This is a genomic window from Phyllobacterium ifriqiyense (assembly GCF_030817885.1).
Lineage (GTDB): Bacteria > Pseudomonadota > Alphaproteobacteria > Rhizobiales > Rhizobiaceae > Phyllobacterium > Phyllobacterium ifriqiyense.
In genome coordinates, this window is the sequence record NZ_JAUSZT010000002.1 from 502,200 (window position 1) to 519,604 (window position 17,405).

Annotated in this window: 22 protein-coding genes; 18 read left to right on the forward strand and 4 right to left on the reverse strand. The window is 54.5% G+C overall.

The genetic code is table 11. The features are described 5' to 3' along the window. Positions 1-5: 5 nt before the first annotated feature. From fliN to motA, 4 genes are read right to left on the reverse strand one after another with little or no spacing between them, the layout of a single operon-like run. Positions 6-359: a flagellar motor switch protein FliN gene (fliN, locus tag QFZ34_RS03940; protein ID WP_115054970.1), complete on the reverse strand. Its 354-nt coding sequence runs from the start codon at positions 357-359 to the stop codon at positions 6-8. Between the two features lie 30 nt (positions 360-389). Beyond that, positions 390-902: a BAB2_0123 family type IV secretion system effector gene (locus QFZ34_RS03945; protein WP_307277239.1), complete on the reverse strand. Its 513-nt coding sequence runs from the start codon at positions 900-902 to the stop codon at positions 390-392. Next, complete coding sequence (locus QFZ34_RS03950) at positions 883-1,818, reverse strand: FliM/FliN family flagellar motor switch protein (RefSeq protein WP_307277242.1); 936 nt, start codon at positions 1,816-1,818, stop codon at positions 883-885. Before QFZ34_RS03950 ends, QFZ34_RS03945 begins: the two co-directional genes overlap by 20 nt. Before the next feature lie 9 nt (positions 1,819-1,827). Beyond that, positions 1,828-2,700, reverse strand: coding sequence for a flagellar motor stator protein MotA (motA, locus tag QFZ34_RS03955; protein ID WP_115055114.1), 873 nt, complete (start codon positions 2,698-2,700; stop codon positions 1,828-1,830). A gap of 378 nt (positions 2,701-3,078) precedes the next feature. On the opposite strand from motA, the gene QFZ34_RS03960 reads away from it, so the two are divergent. The 18 genes from QFZ34_RS03960 to QFZ34_RS04045 all read left to right on the forward strand — a co-directional run bounded on the left by QFZ34_RS03960 (position 3,079) and on the right by QFZ34_RS04045 (position 17,405). Further along, entirely contained in the window at positions 3,079-3,861 is a 783-nt protein-coding gene (locus tag QFZ34_RS03960; RefSeq protein ID WP_307277246.1) for a DUF1217 domain-containing protein, read from the forward strand. Continuing rightward, a complete protein-coding gene (flgF, locus tag QFZ34_RS03965) occupies positions 3,858-4,583 on the forward strand; it encodes a flagellar basal-body rod protein FlgF (RefSeq protein WP_307278936.1) in 726 nt (241 codons plus the stop codon). Before QFZ34_RS03960 ends, flgF begins: the two co-directional genes overlap by 4 nt. A 13-nt stretch (positions 4,584-4,596) precedes the next feature. Beyond that, positions 4,597-5,973 (forward strand): flagellar protein export ATPase FliI, encoded by a 1,377-nt coding sequence (gene fliI / locus QFZ34_RS03970; protein WP_307277249.1) that lies wholly within the window; start codon positions 4,597-4,599, stop codon positions 5,971-5,973. After that, entirely contained in the window at positions 5,970-6,545 is a 576-nt protein-coding gene (locus tag QFZ34_RS03975; RefSeq protein ID WP_307277253.1) for a hypothetical protein, read from the forward strand. The genes fliI and QFZ34_RS03975 overlap by 4 nt, the downstream gene beginning before the upstream one ends. 94 nt (positions 6,546-6,639) lie before the next feature. Further along, complete coding sequence (flgB, locus tag QFZ34_RS03980) at positions 6,640-7,020, forward strand: flagellar basal body rod protein FlgB (RefSeq protein ID WP_115054976.1); 381 nt, start codon at positions 6,640-6,642, stop codon at positions 7,018-7,020. A 4-nt stretch (positions 7,021-7,024) separates the two neighbouring features. Continuing rightward, positions 7,025-7,444, forward strand: coding sequence for a flagellar basal body rod protein FlgC (flgC, locus tag QFZ34_RS03985; RefSeq protein WP_115054977.1), 420 nt, complete (start codon positions 7,025-7,027; stop codon positions 7,442-7,444). Then, complete coding sequence (gene fliE, locus QFZ34_RS03990; protein WP_307277261.1) at positions 7,444-7,770, forward strand: flagellar hook-basal body complex protein FliE; 327 nt, start codon at positions 7,444-7,446, stop codon at positions 7,768-7,770. Before flgC ends, fliE begins: the two co-directional genes overlap by 1 nt. A gap of 17 nt (positions 7,771-7,787) precedes the next feature. Further along, positions 7,788-8,576 (forward strand): flagellar basal-body rod protein FlgG, encoded by a 789-nt coding sequence (flgG, locus tag QFZ34_RS03995; protein WP_115054979.1) that lies wholly within the window; start codon positions 7,788-7,790, stop codon positions 8,574-8,576. 8 nt (positions 8,577-8,584) lie between these two features. After that, a complete protein-coding gene (gene flgA, locus QFZ34_RS04000) occupies positions 8,585-9,061 on the forward strand; it encodes a flagellar basal body P-ring formation chaperone FlgA (RefSeq protein ID WP_336441442.1) in 477 nt (158 codons plus the stop codon). After that, positions 9,058-10,284 (forward strand): flagellar basal body P-ring protein FlgI, encoded by a 1,227-nt coding sequence (locus tag QFZ34_RS04005; RefSeq protein WP_307277269.1) that lies wholly within the window; start codon positions 9,058-9,060, stop codon positions 10,282-10,284. Before flgA ends, QFZ34_RS04005 begins: the two co-directional genes overlap by 4 nt. Next, a complete protein-coding gene (locus QFZ34_RS04010) occupies positions 10,281-10,805 on the forward strand; it encodes a MotE family protein (protein WP_307277272.1) in 525 nt (174 codons plus the stop codon). Before QFZ34_RS04005 ends, QFZ34_RS04010 begins: the two co-directional genes overlap by 4 nt. Beyond that, complete coding sequence (gene flgH / locus QFZ34_RS04015) at positions 10,802-11,515, forward strand: flagellar basal body L-ring protein FlgH (protein WP_307277277.1); 714 nt, start codon at positions 10,802-10,804, stop codon at positions 11,513-11,515. The genes QFZ34_RS04010 and flgH overlap by 4 nt, the downstream gene beginning before the upstream one ends. A 9-nt stretch (positions 11,516-11,524) precedes the next feature. Beyond that, positions 11,525-12,010 (forward strand): flagellar basal body-associated FliL family protein, encoded by a 486-nt coding sequence (locus QFZ34_RS04020; RefSeq protein ID WP_307277280.1) that lies wholly within the window; start codon positions 11,525-11,527, stop codon positions 12,008-12,010. After that, the gene (gene fliP / locus QFZ34_RS04025; protein ID WP_115054984.1) at positions 12,007-12,756 is read left to right on the forward strand and encodes a flagellar type III secretion system pore protein FliP; all 750 of its coding nucleotides are present in this window, start codon (positions 12,007-12,009) and stop codon (positions 12,754-12,756) included. The genes QFZ34_RS04020 and fliP overlap by 4 nt, the downstream gene beginning before the upstream one ends. 183 nt (positions 12,757-12,939) lie before the next feature. After that, the gene (locus tag QFZ34_RS04030) at positions 12,940-13,722 is read left to right on the forward strand and encodes a flagellin N-terminal helical domain-containing protein (RefSeq protein ID WP_115055116.1); all 783 of its coding nucleotides are present in this window, start codon (positions 12,940-12,942) and stop codon (positions 13,720-13,722) included. A 142-nt stretch (positions 13,723-13,864) separates the two neighbouring features. Further along, on the forward strand, positions 13,865-15,511 hold the full coding sequence (gene fliF, locus QFZ34_RS04035) for a flagellar basal-body MS-ring/collar protein FliF (RefSeq protein WP_307277287.1): 1,647 nt from the start codon (positions 13,865-13,867) through the stop codon (positions 15,509-15,511). Next, positions 15,508-16,173 carry a hypothetical protein gene (locus QFZ34_RS04040; protein WP_307277291.1) on the forward strand — a complete coding sequence of 222 codons (666 nt, stop codon included), beginning with the start codon at positions 15,508-15,510 and terminating at the stop codon, positions 16,171-16,173. The genes fliF and QFZ34_RS04040 overlap by 4 nt, the downstream gene beginning before the upstream one ends. Further along, positions 16,170-17,405, forward strand: coding sequence for a MotB family protein (locus QFZ34_RS04045; protein WP_307277294.1), 1,236 nt, complete (start codon positions 16,170-16,172; stop codon positions 17,403-17,405). The genes QFZ34_RS04040 and QFZ34_RS04045 overlap by 4 nt, the downstream gene beginning before the upstream one ends.

Sequence of the window (17,405 nt, forward strand, 5' to 3'; positions counted from 1 at the left end):
CACGCTTAATTGCCGCTGCCGATGACTTCGGTCAGGCTGACGCCAAACCTTGAGCTGTCATCTTCAAGGACGATCACTTCACCGCGGGCGATAACGCGGCCATTGACGACAATATCGACCGGATCGCCGATTTGCTTGTCTAGTGTCACGACAGAACCACGTCCGAGCTTCATCAGATTTGCGACCGGCATGGACGTACTTCCCAGAACAACCTGCACGTCAACTGGGATACCCATGATCAGGTCGATATTGGGCTTGGACCCGGCTGTTTTTCGGGTCGGTTGCGGCTCGTCGCGCTTGAGGTCTTCGATGGCCTCGTTCAGTTCGTCTTCGATCGAGTTCTTGTCGGATATGGCCATGATGCGAATGATCCCGAGTGCGGAGTAGGTTTAAAGAACGGCGCCAGCAACGTCGCTGGCACGAACGATACGATTGACAAAAACTGGCAAGGGGCGCGCTGGTTCGAACGGAGCAACTTGCGTTGGCGTTACAGATTTGAGCTGATCTGTCATAAAGTGATTGATGGAACTGATTTTGACTTCCGGTGGAGCTACGTGTGACGCAGCTGCCGGTTGCTGCATGGCAGCGGCAACAAGTGCATCTTCATTCAGATCCAGCCGCGCTCGCTTTATAAGCTCCATTGCGCGGGCCATTTCAGAGCGCACACGATCAGAATCTTTCAGGCGCGCTTCAAGCCGTATGCTTTCGTCCCGGCAGATCTCCCGCTCTGCCTGAAGGATTGCCAAGGCTTTTTGAAGATTGTTTGCAGAGCTTGCTACCTGATTTGCCATCAGCCGGCTCATTGCTGTCAGTCTGCTCGCTTTGCGCAGCGCCGCAAAAAATACGATCAAGGAAATGGCACTCAAACCCAGTGAGATCAGATTAACCAGCAGCAAGCTCATCAAGGAGGTCCTCTTCTTCGTTGACGGGATCGGTGATGCGAACAGTGAATACGCTTCCCGCCTTGCCGAGACGGCATTTGTAAAGGGCCTGATCGCCACTGCGCAGACGGACTTGATCAATTGCGTCCTTGGGTAAGTGCAGAATTTGTCCCGGGCGCAGTAAAGCGAGTTGCTCAAGAGTCATTGAACCTTGCTGCAAATAGGCCTCGACCTCGATATGCGCGCGGCTGACTTCCAGTCGCAGCTTCTTTGCCCAGCTGGGATCAAGATGATGTGCGGGCTGCCGCAACAAGCGGGCGATTGCGTCCTGCATCGGCCGGAAAGCGGAGCGCGGCAACAGAATGGAGACGTGACCGGAGCGGCCCGTTACATTCAAGCCGATAGTGCAGGCAATCATTCGGGCCTCGGAAACGGTGCCCGGCGCAAGGTGCGCAGCTTCGCTAAGTTCGCCCATCTGGAAAAGCGGATCGCCGCCGGAGAACATATGATCGAGCGAGGATGTGATATCGCTGAAAGTCTGCCGCGCGATTCCCATATCCACTGACGTGAAAGGCCTAATCGTCGTCGCCATCTCGGAACTTCCGCCAGAACCGAAGAGAGCCTCAATTCCACAGTCGACAAAGCTCCGGTCGGCGGCCAGCAGGATTCTTGAGCCCCATTTGGGCACGGAAACCGTTCCCACCAAGGCCGAACCCTGGACTGCGTCGGTCACGGCTTCTTTCTCGAGGGAACGAATATTAAGGAACTCAGCGGTGACGGCTGCATCGGTTTGCGCGGAAATCCTTGCGCCAAATGTCGAAGCTAAATCGCGGAATACCGTTTCGAATGATTTCAGATCATCGACAGAAAGGCCCGCCGCCCGCAGGATACTATCCGCCAGCGCGTCAGGTTTTTTTTGCTCGGCCTCGACCTCCATCACAGAACCTTAAGCCGCTTGCTGCAGGGGCGTTGGGGAGAGAGTTTCCTGCTCCACAACGTCAATGGATGGACGATCATAGGCGGAAATAGTCTTGCGGCCATATTCGAGCGCGATTTGGGGCAGAGCACCATTCATATATGCCAGCAATGTCTGCTTTACGATGATGTAAAGCCTGTTTTGCTTCTCGCGCGTTGTCTTGATCTTGGTGGCGATCGGCCCCACGACACCGTAGGACAGGAAGATGCCCGCGAAGGTCCCGACAAGTGCTGCGCCGATGAGATGTCCAAGAATTTCAGGCGACTCATTGAGCGCGCCCATGGCTTTGATGACGCCAAGAACAGCGGCGACGATGCCAAGGGCGGGCAGTCCCTCCGAGACGCTGACCATTGCATGATAAGGCTTGAGCTTGTCGCGTGAAATGGTGTGAATTTCTTCATCCATCAGAGCTTCGATTTCATGCGAACGCGCATTGCCGATGATGATCAGGCGGCAATAGTCGCAGATGAAATGCGTCAGGTCATGGTTCTTGAGAACGCTCGGAAATGCTTGGAAAATTGTCGATTCATTCGGGTTATCGATATGAACTTCCACCTCATTACGCGATTTTGCGCGCAATTCGCGCATCAGGGCATAGAGAACACCGAGCACATCGAGATAGTCACGCTGCTTTGGCACCTTGTTGGTGAATGCCTCCATGCAGGCGCGACCGGAATCCTTGACTGCCGAGAAGGGATTGGCCACCAGGAAAGTGCCGAGTGCGGAACCGCCGATAATCACAAATTCCCATGGCTGCATCAGAACGCCAACGTGCCCGCCCATGGCGATAAAGCCACCAAGCAGACAACCCATTGTTACGACCAGTCCGATCAGAATACCCAAAACCTGCTCCTGCATGTTCGCCAGTGTTCCAGAGCTATCAAGGTCGGCTTGCGTGAACCTTGCAGCCGGAACGGAGTTTGATTTCAAAGAGCAGCTGCATGTCTTCCTTTTGTAGTAAGACAAGGAGGCTCAGCTAGCCACCGAACGCCATTTGCTACATGCCATGGGCTAGCTTGCGCCGCTTAAAATGAAAGAGAGTGGGTTGCAATGACAGTCGCCAGTGTTGCAAGGGCTAGTTCCTTACAATCAATCTCTTCCTCATGGTGAGTCCTCCTGAGCGAAGGACAAACCCGCGCACACTATCAACTGGCGTTTCTCCATCAGCTTCAGGCAAGCTTGATTTGCGACAAATACGCAAAAGCTTCTGAAAGGCGCATCATGACCAGTACGATGACGAGCTACCGTTTGATTGCTGCGGATCTGCCGCGCTCACTTGCGCGCATTGCCAAGGAACCAATGGTACAGCGCGACAGCGACTATTATCTGAAGAACATTGGCAAGGTGAAAACCATCGATGATCTGATGAAGGATACCAAGCTATATAATTATGCGTTGAAAGCCTTCGGGCTTGAAGACATGGCCTATGCCAAGGCATTCATCAAAAAAGTTTTGACCGAAGGGGTCGAGAACAGGGACAGTTTTGCCAATAAGCTGACTGATACCCGCTACAAGGAATTTGCTACGGCTTTCAACTTTGCCAAACTGGGCGACAAGACGACTGAAAGCCCGGCCGTATTAAAGCCCGTCGTCGACAGCTATGTTCAGATGACACTTGAACAGGAAACCGGTAAACAAAGCGACGGCGCGCGCCTGGCGCTTTATTTTTCCCGCAAGGCTTCGTCCATTACCAATGCTTATGAGATCCTTGGCGATAAGCGCCTGCTTGCAGTCTTCCAGACAACCTTCAATATTCCCAAACAGACATCCGCACTCGACATTGATCGTCAGGCCAAGATGGTTGAAGAGAAACTTGATCTCAAGGATTTGCAGGATCCGGCGAAGGTCGAGAAACTTCTTGTCCGCTTTACAGCCATGTACGACATGGCCAATCCCAGCACGAATATGGCGCCGTCAGTGCAGTTGTTTGGCGGTGCGGCGGAAATCGGCATATCGCCCAGCATTCTTGCAACCCTGCAATCATTCAAACTTGGAGGGCGCTGATGGAAAATTCCATTTATGTAGGGCTTTCGTCACAAATATCGCTGGAACGCCGGCTTGATGTGCTGGCGCATAATGTGGCGAATATGTCGACGCCCGGATTCAGGGCAACAGGCATGAAATTCGATGCGATGGTCTCGAAGGCCGCCGAGAACTCGAGCTTCGTCAGTGCTGGCGAAAGCTTTATTAAGACGGAGGCCGGACCGATCAATCAGACTGGCAATCCGCTTGATGTTGCCGCCAAGGGGAATGTCTGGTTTTCATTGCAGACGCCAGCAGGTCAGGTGTTTACCCGTGATGGCAGAATGAAAATGTCGACCACGGGAGAACTGCTATCGGTTAAGGGATACCCAATCCTCGACGCCGGAGGCCAACCGTTGACAATCGACCCCAATGGGGGCCCGCCGGAGATAGCATCGGATGGTGCGGTTTATCAAAATGGTCGTCAGCTCGGTGCCATTGGATTGTTCACGATCGATCCTGGTGCAAAACTCAGTTATTTCGATAATTCTGCAATCATACCGAGCGTTGCTGCCCAACCAGTAATCGACGATCCGGACGCAGGTGTCATTCAGGGTGCAATTGAGGGATCAAACGTTGATGCGATCAGCGAAATGACTCGGCTCATGAATGTTACGCGCGCCTTTGAACGCGTCAATGCCTTGCTCAGCGGCAGTGAGTCGACGTTCACGAGCGCCATCAAGACCCTCGGTTCGTCCTCTTGATGTCCTGCGATTCATGACCGCGCTGGACAGTGCCCTACAGACCATGAACACCGGAACGGTGAGGCTCGACAGCCTGGCGCGCCTGTTGTCACAGGCCAACCGGGAATGTGGGTCTGTTGCTGTCGGCGGATACGTCAATGAAGTATCGCGGTCGGCAATCGGTGTAAGGGGTATCTCGGACAAGGTGCAGCTTGGGGATCTCGTGATGATCCGATGTGATCAGCATCTTCATCCCGCCGAAGTGGTGCGGCTTGAACAAACTCAAACATTGATCAAACCATTTGACGACCGGATTACGCCATCGCTCGGCAGCCCGGTGTTTCCCGAAGGCCAGTTTCGTATTGCACCTGCACCAGACTGGAAGGGCAGGGTTATCAATGCGCTGGGCGAGCCGCTCGACGGCAAGGGATTGATGACCGCCGGAGCCGAACCAGTGCCTGTGGACTGTGCAGCACCTTCTGCGATGAACAGGAACCGGGTGGAAAAAGGCCTGCGAAGCGGCGTCAATGTCGTCGACGTCTTCGTGCCCATGTGTTTCGGCCAGCGTATGGGCATTTTTGCCGGTTCCGGCGTCGGTAAATCCACGCTGCTTGCCATGATGACCAAAGCGGCGGACTTCGACACAGTCGTTCTTGCACTGACAGGCGAGCGCGGCCGCGAAGTGCGCGACATGCTTGAAGACACAATGGCTGGCAAACTGGATAAGACCATTGCCGTTATTGCCACGGGTGATGAAAGTCCGATGATGCGACGGCTTGCTCCCAATACGGCCACTGCGATTGCCGAGTATTTCCGTGATCGCGGCGACAATGTACTTTTGATCGTGGATTCGATTACGCGTTTTGCCCATGCCGCACGCGAAATAGCCATTGCCGCCGGTGAACCGCCGGTATCACGCGGTTATCCGCCGAGCGTTTTCAGCCAGCTGCCGCGCCTGCTTGAACGGGCAGGGCCAGGTCTTGAAGGCCAAGGCACAATTACCGGGCTTTATGCTGTTCTCGTTGATGGCGATGATCACAATGATCCCATTTCGGATGCCATTCGTGGTACTCTTGACGGTCATATCGTTCTCGATCGAACCATAGCGGCTCAGGGGCGGTTTCCGGCTGTCGATATTCTGGGATCGATATCACGTCTGGCACACCATAATTGGTCTCCGGATCAGGCAAAACTTGCGACGGGTCTGCGCAGCCTGATTTCAAGGTTCGAGGAAACGCGCGATCTTCGGATGATCGGCGCTTATCAGACCGGCAGCGATCCGCAGATTGATCAGGCCGTCCATCTCGTACCGCTGATATACGGGACAATGCAGCAGACGCCAGCCTCCCCACTATCTCAGGACCCTTATAGCGACCTTGCCACCGCCTTGCGGCCAACGGAGCCATCATGACAAAACAACAAGCAAACGCGGCAAAACCCGGATCGGTCGATATCGAGACAGCCCTAGCGCCCAAACAACGCGACAAGCGTTTTGACGGCTATCTTAAAACGGCAGGCTTCGGGTTGGCCGTGGTCTCCTTCGTGCTGCCATTCGTCATGTATTACGATATTCTGGATGCGCGCCCAAAGCCCGAGGCTTCCGGTATTCAGGTGCGCGATCCTCTCAACCGTGCCAACCAGAAGGTTGTACGCGAGACACGGGGCAAGATTGCTTCAACATCACCCAATTCGAGCGAAGAGCTTGATCCGATGACGACAGCTACAACGTCGGAGCTGACAGCTGACAGGTTCGCGAAGATGGAGGATGCCAGCAAACAGCCTTTTCCGGGTAAGCCGCAATTCCTTGTCCGCGAAGTTGTAGGCGGACTGGTGATGATTGAGGACGAAACAGGATATTGGTTCGTCGAGAAGGGCTCACCACTGCCGGATGGCAGCACATTGGTGGCTATACAGCGCGGAGCAGCGCCCGGAAGCTGGAATATCAAGACCTCCGACGGGACTGTGATCGACAGGACGTTCTAGCCAGATCGACTGAAGCTGACGCTGCCGCAAGTCTCACGCAAGCCTGACCACATATATTAAGAGCGGGTTAATCGGTTCGGCTGCGGGGAAGCACATGCAAGGAATTCATCTGTTCGATCTGGCGTCACGTCAGGCCGAGTGGCTGTCAGTAAGGCAGGCAGCGGTTTCAGGAAATGTTGCGAATGCAAATACTCCAGGGTTCAAGGCTCGCGATGTCGAACCATTCCATGACGTCCTTGCCCAGTCGCAACTGACAATGGCGGCCACCAATCCGAAGCATCTGGAAATCGATGCCTCAGGCATTGCGGCAACCGCCCTGCGCAAGGACGCAGTGACCGAACAAAACCACTCCAAGAACACCGTTAACCTCGAAATGGAAATGGTGAAATCCGGCGAGATCAATCGCGAATTCGCGCTCAACACCAGCATCGTCAAGGCGTTTCACCGCATGATGATGTCATCTGTGAAGGCTTAAGCGCATGAGTGATCCGCTACAGGCCGCCCTTAAAGTCGCAGCATCCGGCCTTTCCGCCCAGTCAACACGTTTACGCATCGTTTCGGAAAATCTTGCCAATGCGCAATCGACCGGCAAGACAGCCGGCAGCGATCCCTATCGGCGCAAGACGGTTTCCTTCGCGACCGAGCTTGATCGTACGACCGGCGTCGAAACGGTTAAAATTGCCGAGGTCGGCAAGGATACTTCCGCCTTTGTCGAAGAATATGAGCCAAGTCACCCGGCGGCAGACAGTCGCGGCTATGTCAAATATCCCAATGTCAGCATGGTCGTTGAAATGGCGGATATGAGAGAAGCCAATCGCTCTTATGAAGCCAATCTCCAAGTCGTCAAGCAAGCGCGCGAGCTGATTGCCATGACCGTCGATCTTTTGAGGAATTCCTGATGATAGACCAGCTTCTCAGCGTTTCTACCCGTAACGCCCTTTCCAAACTGACCGAGACTGTCAATCAGGGGGCCGCCTCTGCTGCATCGCAAGTTGCCGCACCCGGTCAGCCATCCTTCGATCATGTGCTTTCAGAACTCGCCAGCTCCGTGAGCGGCAAGCTGCAAACCGCAGAAGCTGTGTCCATGAAAAGCATGACGGGCGACGTGCCGACCCGCGACGTGGTTAATGCGGTCATGGACGCGGAACAATCGCTGCAAACCGCGATCGCCATTCGCGACAAGATCGTGCAGGCCTATCTCGAAATCAGCCGCATGCCGATTTAGCTGGATAAGGAATCCCAATGAAAGCGCTCACTATCGCAGCCACCGGCATGAATGCCCAACAGCTTAATCTGGAAGTCATTGCGAATAATATCGCCAATATCAATACGACCGGATACAAGCGCGCCAAGGCTGAATTTTCTGATCTCTTGTATCAGGCAGAGCGGACAGCCGGCGTTCCCAATGCTGCCAACCAAAGCATTGTTCCCGAAGGAGCCATGGTTGGTCTTGGTGTGCAGACAGCTGCGGTGCGCAATCTGCATATACAGGGGCCGCTCAACCAGACCGGAAATCCTTATGATGTCGCGCTGGTAGGCCGTGGATGGTTCCAGATACAGAACCCTGCAGGCGACACCTTATACAGCCGCGCCGGAGCGTTCAACGTCAACGGGACGGGTCAGCTTGTGACCCTTGATGGCAATCTCGTTGAACCGAATATCGTTGTTCCTACCGATGCGATTGAGGTCAAGATCACTGAGAGTGGACAAGTGTTCGCTAAAATGGCGGACCAGACCCAGCTGGTTAATCTGGGGCAGCTGCAAATCGCAAACTTTGCCAATGAAGCCGGGCTGGAGCCGCTAGGCAACAATCTTTTCCGGCAAACGGATGCCTCCGGTGATCCCGTTGTGGGTGTTCCGGGTGATCCGGGCTTTGCAACGTTGAAGCAAAATTATCTTGAAAGCTCAAACGTCGATCCGGTGAAGGAGATCACGGATCTTATCACGGCGCAGCGGGCCTATGAGATGAACTCGAAAGTCATTCAGGCCGCCGACGAAATGGCTTCGGTCGTTTCGAAGAATCTGCGTTGAGGGTGATGATGACAGCCATTGGAGCGATAAAGAATCTGTTGCGGGCCAGTGCTTTTGCCACGGCCTTCTTTGTTGTGTCGTCGGCCCTGGCCGACCGCATAACTTTTATCGTCCCATCGCAGATCATCTATCCCGGACAGGCCATCGGCGGCAACGAGCTGCAAGAAAAGATGTTCACGATCAAGTCCAGTGCGGCGGGAAGTTATATCCTGTCCGCCGATCAGCTGATCGGCAAGGTCGCGCGCAAGACCCTCCTTCCGGGAAAACCCATTCTGGTTACAGCCGTGAACGAGCCGGATCTTGTTCAGCGCGGAGTTTCTGTTCCAATCGTCTACGATACGGGCGCACTGGTTATCACTGCCAAAGGCATACCAATGGAGGCCGGCCGTTCCGGTGATTTCGTAAAGGTCCGCAACATTGATAGCGGCATTATTGTAACTGGAACCGTGCTTGCCAATGGAAGCATCCAGGTTGGTATGCAATGAAGCTGCTGCGTGTCCTCATGGCATTTGTCGGCTTGATGCTTGCAGCATCACCCGCTGGCTATGCAGCTGAGCCGTCGGCCAATGCCAAGGACTACAAAACGCCTGGGCAAGCGCGGGCAGCCTTTCAAAAAGAGCTTGATGATGGCCGCTGGGGAGGTGCCTCATCACAGCTTGGCGAGGGTGGAGCAATCGCCCGCTTGAAGGATATCGCCAATATTCAGGGTGTGCGCGAAAACCAGCTTGTCGGCTATGGTCTTGTCATCGGCTTGAACGGCACGGGTGACAGCTTGCGCAGTGCGCCCTTTACCGAACAGTCCATGCGCGCCATGCTGGATAATCTTGGCATTAGCCCACCAGCCGGTGCCTCCCGTACCAAAAACATTGCCGCCGTGATCGTAACGGCCAATCTGCCGCCTTTCGCTGGGCGTGGTTCGCGGATCGATATCACAGTCTCGTCATTGGGCGATGCGACTTCTTTGGCTGGCGGTACGCTGGTCATGACTCCCTTGGCCGCAGCCGATGGCCAGACCTATGCGGTTGCACAAGGCAACATGATTGTTTCCGGCTTTACGGCTTCAGGACAGGCCGAAACCGTAACGCAGGGGGTGCCGACAAGCGGCCGCATTCCCAATGGCGCGCTGGTGGAAAAGGAAGTCACCGGTAATTTTGGCCATGATGAGCTGATTGTCGAGCTGCGTGAACCCGATTTTACCACCGCGGTACGCATTACCGATACGATCAATGCCTTTGCAAAACGCCGCTACAAGCAGGCTGTTGCCAAAGAGCGGGATTCCAAATCAATCCGCCTGCGTAAGCCTGCCAGCATTTCAGCGACGCGTTTTCTTGCCGAAATTGAGGGGCTTCCGGTCGTCACAGATGAAGTCGCCCGTGTAGTCGTTGACGAGCGGACAGGGACAGTTGTCATTGGAGAAAAAGTGCGCATCTCCCGCGTTGCGATCAGCCATGGCAGCCTGTCAGTGCGCGTGACTGAACGTCCGACGATTGTGCAGCCCGAACCATTTTCGGACGGCGAAACTGCGGTCGAGCCAAATACCGAAATTGATGTAAACCAGACATCGAAAATCGGGGTGCTTGGGGGCACCGATCTGGAAAGCCTTGTCAAGGGGCTGAACCAGATTGGAGTGAAACCACAGGGTATCATCGCGATTCTGCAAGGCATCAAGACCGCCGGCGCCCTCCATGCCGAACTGGTGGTCCAATGAACGTGTCCGGATTTCTCAAAGCATCTGTTGCAGCTCTTGCTTTCAGCCTGGCGCTGCTTTTGCCGGCGGCTTACGGCTTTTCCCAGGAAACAGCCAGAACGCAGGATGATACCGGACAGGAGATTGACCGGTATTGCTCCAATATTACCGACAAGGCCGCTGATGCCCGTTATGCGATGCAAACACGCGAGCTTCAGCAATTGCGTGAGGATATAGATAGCCGTATCGAACTTCTCGACGCCAAGCGTCAGGAATATGAAGTCTGGCTGAAACGCCGTGACGAATTTATCGATAAGGCTGAAGACTCACTTGTCGGCATCATATCCAAGATGCGGCCCGACGCTGCCGCAGCGCAAATGGCACTGCTGGGCGATGAAGCCGCTGCGGCGCTCCTGCTGAAACTCAACCCACGGGTTTCCAGCGTTATTCTCAACGAGATGCCCCCGGAGAAATCATCCAAGCTGGCGCGGGTGATTGTCGGTTCGCGGGTTGTGACGACAAAAGAAAGAACCGCACAATGAAAAAAGCGGCAATGCCGATGGCTTTGGCAAGCGTACTTCTGGTTTCAGGCTGTGCAATGAATCCGCGTGATTTTAATCGACCGCCGGAGATGACGCCGGTCGGCACGGGCGTAGGACACAATTTTACGGTGAGCGACCCATCAAACTACCCGGTACAGCCTCGTCCGCAGAAATACTCGCTGTGGCAGGACAGACAGGCCAGTTTTTTTCGCGATCCGCGCGCCACTAATCCGGGTGATGTGCTGACAGTCGTTATCTCGATTGATGACCGGGCGAAGCTTGACAACAAATCTGACCGCTCACGCGTCGCTTCGGGCATTTATGGCGCCAAGGCGGATCTGGGCGGGAGCGGAATCTCGGTAAGCAATATTGGCGGCAATTTAGATTATGATTCAGATAGCCGCACCAAGGGCGAGGGCAAGATTGAACGGTCGGAGAAAATCGATCTGTCGGTTGCTGCAATCGTGACCGACATTTTGCCGAACGGAAATCTCATCATTCGCGGATCGCAGGAAATCCGCGTCAACAACGAGCTTCGCGTACTCAATGTGGCCGGTGTTGTAAGGCCGCGCGACATTTCAGGATATAATACGATTTCCTACGAGAAGATTGCAGAAGCGCGCATTTCCTATGGTGGTCGTGGTCGCCAAAGCGAAGTGCAACAGCCGCCATGGGGCCAGCAGGTCCTTGATGCGGTCTCGCCGATTTAGAGCCCCACAATGAGCGCTGCCACCGAAGATACCGTTCAGACACGCAAGGCGCCTTCAATGGCTGCCCTGGCAGTTGTCGTCGTCGTGTTGACACTCATTGCCGGTGCGGGAGGCTGGTTTCTTGGTGGTCAACTGGGTCTGGCGGTACCTGTGGCTGCCTCCGGTGCGGCGGAGAAAAAAACTCCGTCGGTGGAGGCAATGCCCGACGGCAGTGTTGTCGTACTGAAGCCGATCCTCACCAATGTCAAAATCCCTCAGGATGTCTGGATCAGGCTGGAGGCAGGATTGATTGTCCGGCCGGGAGAAACAATTTCCGACGAGCTGACAACCGCCGTTTCCGCCGACTTCATGGCCTTCCTTCGCACGGTAAACCTGATGCAGCTGCGGGGACCAGCTGGACTGGAATATTTGAGAACTGATCTGCAGGAACGTGCGCGCATGCGGACTGACGGCAAAGTCGATAAAGTTTACATCTGGGCGCTGGTGATGGAATGAAAAGACGTTATCTGACGCCGGTGCTTCTGGCCGGGTTATTATTTGGTCTTGGTGGAACGGCCATGGCTCAACAAGCGTCTTTACTTGAAGGATTGATACCGCAAGGCAGTGCATCATCCAGCGGCCAGATCATCCAGATGCTGGCGGCATTGACCGTTCTGTCGATTGCACCGGGCATTCTCATCATGGTCACGAGCTTTACCCGGTTTGCCATTGCATTTTCGATGTTGCGGGCCGGGCTTGGACTGCAGACTACGCCCGCCAATCTGGTAATGATCAGCCTTGCCTTGTTCATGACATTCTATGTGATGGCACCTGTCTTTGACAGAGCCTGGCAAAATGGTGTGCAGCCGCTGGTCAACAACCAGATCACTCAGGATGTGGCGATCAATGAAATCACCACGCCGTTTCGCGAATTCATGCTGCGGCAGGTCCGCGACAAGGATTTGCGATTGTTCGAAGACCTGGCCGACGAATCATTTCGCACACAGGCGAATCAAGTTGTTGACCTGCGTATCCTCGTACCCGCATTCATGATCTCCGAGCTGCGTCGCGGATTTGAAATCGGCTTTTTGATCGTTCTGCCATTCCTGGTGATTGATCTGATCGTTGCAACGCTTACAATGTCGATGGGTATGATGATGCTGCCGCCAACCGTGCTGTCGCTGCCGTTCAAAATACTTTTCTTCGTCCTCATCGATGGCTGGAACATCCTTGTTGGCAGTCTTATCCGTTCCTATTCTTAGCCGGATACAGGTGCGCTAACCAACTTTGAAAAATTAATCATGAACGTTATTGAAACCGTAACATTTTTGGCATACTCATCACGCACATAACGGGTTGTCGCAATGACAATAGGCATGATGCCGCTCCGTTATACCGGTCAGTCCGGTATGTCCCAAATAATATCTCATCAGGGACTTCATCCTATGGCTAGCATTCTTACAAACGCGTCAGCAATGACTGCGCTGCAGACACTTTCCGCAACAAACAAGAACCTTGCAACAACGCAGGACCGTATTGCTACCGGTCAGCGCGTTTCGACAGCTTCCGACAATGCTGCATACTGGTCAATCGCAACCGGCATGCGCACGCAGAACTCGGCTCTTTCTGCTGTTAAGGACGGTCTTGGTCTTGGTGCTTCCATCGTCGACACTGCCTATACTTCATTGACGAAAGCTATCGACCTCGCTCAGAAGATTCAGGCGAAATATGTTGCCAAGGAAACTCCAGGCACAGACGGCGCCATCATTGATGCCGACATTGCCCAGTTCAAGGCTCAGATCGTTGAAATGGCAAAGGGCGCGACATTCCAGGGCGTTAACCTGCTCAAGACAGGTGGCACAGCCCAGAACATCGTTACCGGTTACGAGGCTGGCACTGGCGTAACAACCATTGCTGTTGCTGCATTCGATCTCGAAGCTGCTCTGACCGCCGCTACGACATCGGCAACCGTCGGTACAGCCATCGACACGATGAAAGCTGCTGCTGCGGGTCTCGGCTCCGCAAAGACCCGTATCGACACGCAGGTAAGCTTCACCAGCTCGCTGATGGACGCGATTGATCGCGGCGTAGGCCAGCTCGTTGATGCTGACATGAACGCAGAATCAGCTCGTCTGTCTGCTTTGCAGGTTCAGCAGCAGCTCGGCATTCAGGCACTCTCGATTGCCAATTCCGGCAACCAGAGCATCCTGTCGCTCTTCCGCGGCTAATAAGAACAGTTCTGCAAAACTCAATTGGCCACGCTTCGCGCGTGGCCTTTTTGTTTTCTGGCAATAGCTTTGAGCAACGCCACTCTAACTTCGCGCAAGCTTCAGCATCTATGGTCGGCCCAAGGTGTTGCGGTGGGAATTGATGGAAAAGAACCTAAGACAGACTTTTGAGCAGCTGGGCGCAGCGTTGAAAAAGCTTGGAGCCCGGCGGCTTATTGCGCTGGGCATCATCGGTGTGACGCTTTTTGCCACTATTCTTGCCTCTAGTTTTTATCTTAACCGGCCGCAATATGAGACACTCTATGTCGGGCTGAGCCGCGATGACGTTAATCGCATGGGTATGGCCTTGGGCGAAGCGGGCATACCGTTCGATGTCAAGTCAGACGGAACATCGGTTCTGGTGCCATTCGGCAAGGCCGATCAGGCGCGTATGTATCTTGCAGAAAAGGGCCTGCCGACAAGCAACAATGCCGGTTACGAACTTTTCGACAATATGGGCTCGCTGGGCCTCACATCCTTCATGCAGGAAATCACGCGGGTGCGCGCGCTTGAAGGCGAGATATCGCGGACCATTCAGGCCATACGCGGGATCAAGGCATCGCGAGTGCACATTGTCTTGCCGGAGAAAGGCAGTTTCCGTCGCAGCGATCAAGCTCCTTCCGCGTCGGTTGTCATCCGCACCGAAGGCGATTTCGCAATTGAATCCGCGCAATCCATACGCCAGCTTGTGGCAGCGGCCGTTCCGCAATTGACTGCCTCGGAAGTCACGATCCTCGATACGAATGGCAGGCTGCTGGCTTCCAAGGATGACGGTACCAATGCCGGTGCTGTCATGTCCGCCACGCTTGAGCAAAATGTCTCGTCATCCGTTGACGAAAACATCCGCAAGGCCCTAGCGCCCTATCTGGGTGTTGGACATTTTCAGACAAGCGTTCAGGTGGCATTGGATACGGATCGTCGCCAGACAAACGAGACAGTATTCGATCCTGAATCGCGCGTGGAACGCTCGGTTCGCGTGGTTCGTGAAAGTGGTGATTCTAAAAATTCCACCAGTGACAATGCGACAGGTGTTGAACAGAACATTCCGCAGGAAGAAATTGCCAGCAGAAATGGTGATAGCGCCACGGAAAAGACCGACAAGCGCGAAGAGCTGACCAATTACGAGTTGAACTCGAAGACGGTTTCGACCACGAGCGACAGCTATCAGATCAAGCGTCTTTCGATTGCGGTGGTGGTTGATCAGGCGCGGCTGCTGGCGACCGCCGGTGAGACTCCGCCGCCGGCCAACTTTGTGGATCAGCAGATTGCCAAGATTACGCAATTGGTCGCAACCGCCGCCGGTCTTGATACCAAGCGCGGCGATGTGATCAATGTTACAGCGGTGAACTTCCTGGAAGCGGCCGACGAGCAACTGCAACCGGCTTCAACACCCATATCGGAATTGATCTTCCGGCAGACAGGTACGCTCATCAATGCTGCGGCGCTGATTGCGGCGGTCGGTTTGGTACTCTGGTTTGGCGTGCGTCCATTGATGCGCGAAATGAGCAATCAGCAGAACGCTTTGCAGCTGGCGGACGAGCCGGGTTTCGCTGTGCCGGGTCTTGCACCGGCAAACAATCTTCCTGCTGTTGCTGCTGCAAATGCCGAGCAAAGTGCGCCCTATGATGATCTCAGCGAGTTAAGACGCCGCATGCGCGTTCCGGCCCAGAACAGGCTGGAGCAGATGATCGACATGGATGAGGAGCGCGTAGCTGCCATCCTCAAGCAATGGGTGCATGAAGCGGCATGACGGCATCCCAACCCAGATCCATTGCCAGCATGCTGACGGATTTCACGCCGCAGCATGTGCCTGCCGATCGCGTGACGGTATTTACCGCACCTGGCGAGCGGATAACAATCAAAACCGATATTGACGATTCTCCTGAAGAGGTAGTCGAACTCATCGACTACGAACTCAAGATCAAGGAGGCATTTGCTGCGGGCAGGGAGTCGGGGCAGGTCGAAGCTTCGGTTCTGTTCGAGGCTGAAAAGGTCAGGCTGGAGCGGGAGTTTCAGGAACAACTTGCCGGAGCTGAAGTGACGTTTCTGGAGCAGACGGGAGCGCGCATTTCAGCGCAATTGGATGAAGGGCTGAAGATGATTGCGTCTGATCTTTCCGGCTCGCTTGCTGCGGTGCTTGTTCCACTGATTGAAGTCAATATGCGGGAGCGTGCGGTAAGTGCGTTCGCAAGCGAAATAGAGCGACTGACCATGGGATATGAAGGGATTACCGCGAAGATCAGCGGCCCATCGCATCTTCTGGACGTGCTTCGCAACCGGCCCGGCTTTGATCTTACGCGTTTTTCTCTGTCAGAGGCAAACCAGGCAGAGCTGTCCCTGCGGCTTGACGAGACGGTTATCGAGACACGGCTTGGCCGTCTGATCGATAGTTTGAGAGATCACATCCGATGAACATTGATCCCGAAACGCATCGCGAAATTGTTATCGTGCGTCGTGGCCGAGGCGATGGCGAAGACAGTCATCACGGCGGTGTCTGGAAGATTGCCTATGCGGACTTCATGACGGCAATGATGGCATTCTTCCTCGTCATGTGGCTCATCAATGCTGCTAACGAGGAAACCAAAGCGGCTGTTGCCAGCTATTTCAATCCCGTAAAATTGATGGACCGTAACGCCAGACCAAAGGGTATTCAGGACTCTGACGAGGAAAAGGGCAAGGTCCGCTTCGAACGTCCCGATTCCACCGATGCGGAAACAAAGAGTTCTCGCAACGACCGTGATACTGAGACGCAGCCAGAACGCGAAGAGCGGCAGATATTCAAAGATCCCTATGCGGTTCTTGCGGAGATCGCCACGGATTCTGGTGTCCTCCAGAACCGGTCCGTCGCGGGTGCCGGTGGCATTAATCGTGCTGGTCCAATGACCGGTGCGGAAGGCGGTGAGGCCTATCGGGATCCCTTCAATCCCAACTATTGGACTAACCGGGCGGATGATGAAATTTTCCCTCTGACGGATAGCCCGCCCGTGCCACCCCCATCCTATGAAAAAAGCGCTAGCGTCAAAAAGGACGCCTCCAAACAGGAGTCGGTAACGATTGAACAGGCATCGCTGGCACAGCGGCTGAGCGCTGGCGATATAAAACCCGATCCCGCCGCCAAGTCTGTCGAGGACAAGAAAGCTGCTGGTCAGACGGGCACGGAAGGCAAGCGGGAGATGAGTCCAGCTGAGATTGCCCAAAAGCTTGCTGCGGAAATCGCAAAGACCGGCATTGCAGATGAGAAAAATGCGCCGGAGGTGACAGTGGTCCCCACCAATGAAGGCGTTATGATTCAGCTGACTGACAAAGTTGACTATGGCATGTTTGCCATTGGCTCGGCAAAGCCTGACAAGCGCGTCGTGCAGGTGCTGGATGAGATCGGCAAGATCATCGCCTCCCGCAAGGGTGATGTTGTCATCAGCGGTCATACCGATGCGCGACCGTTCAAGAGTGATAGCTATGACAATTGGCGTTTGTCCTCGGCGCGTGCCCATATGGCCTATTATATGCTAACGCGGGGCGGTCTCGATGCAAAGCGTATTCTTCGAATTGACGGTTATGCGGATCGCGACCCAAAGATTGCGTCGGATCCCTATGCAGCTCAAAATCGCCGGATCGATATTTTTCTTAAAACGGTTGGCAGATGA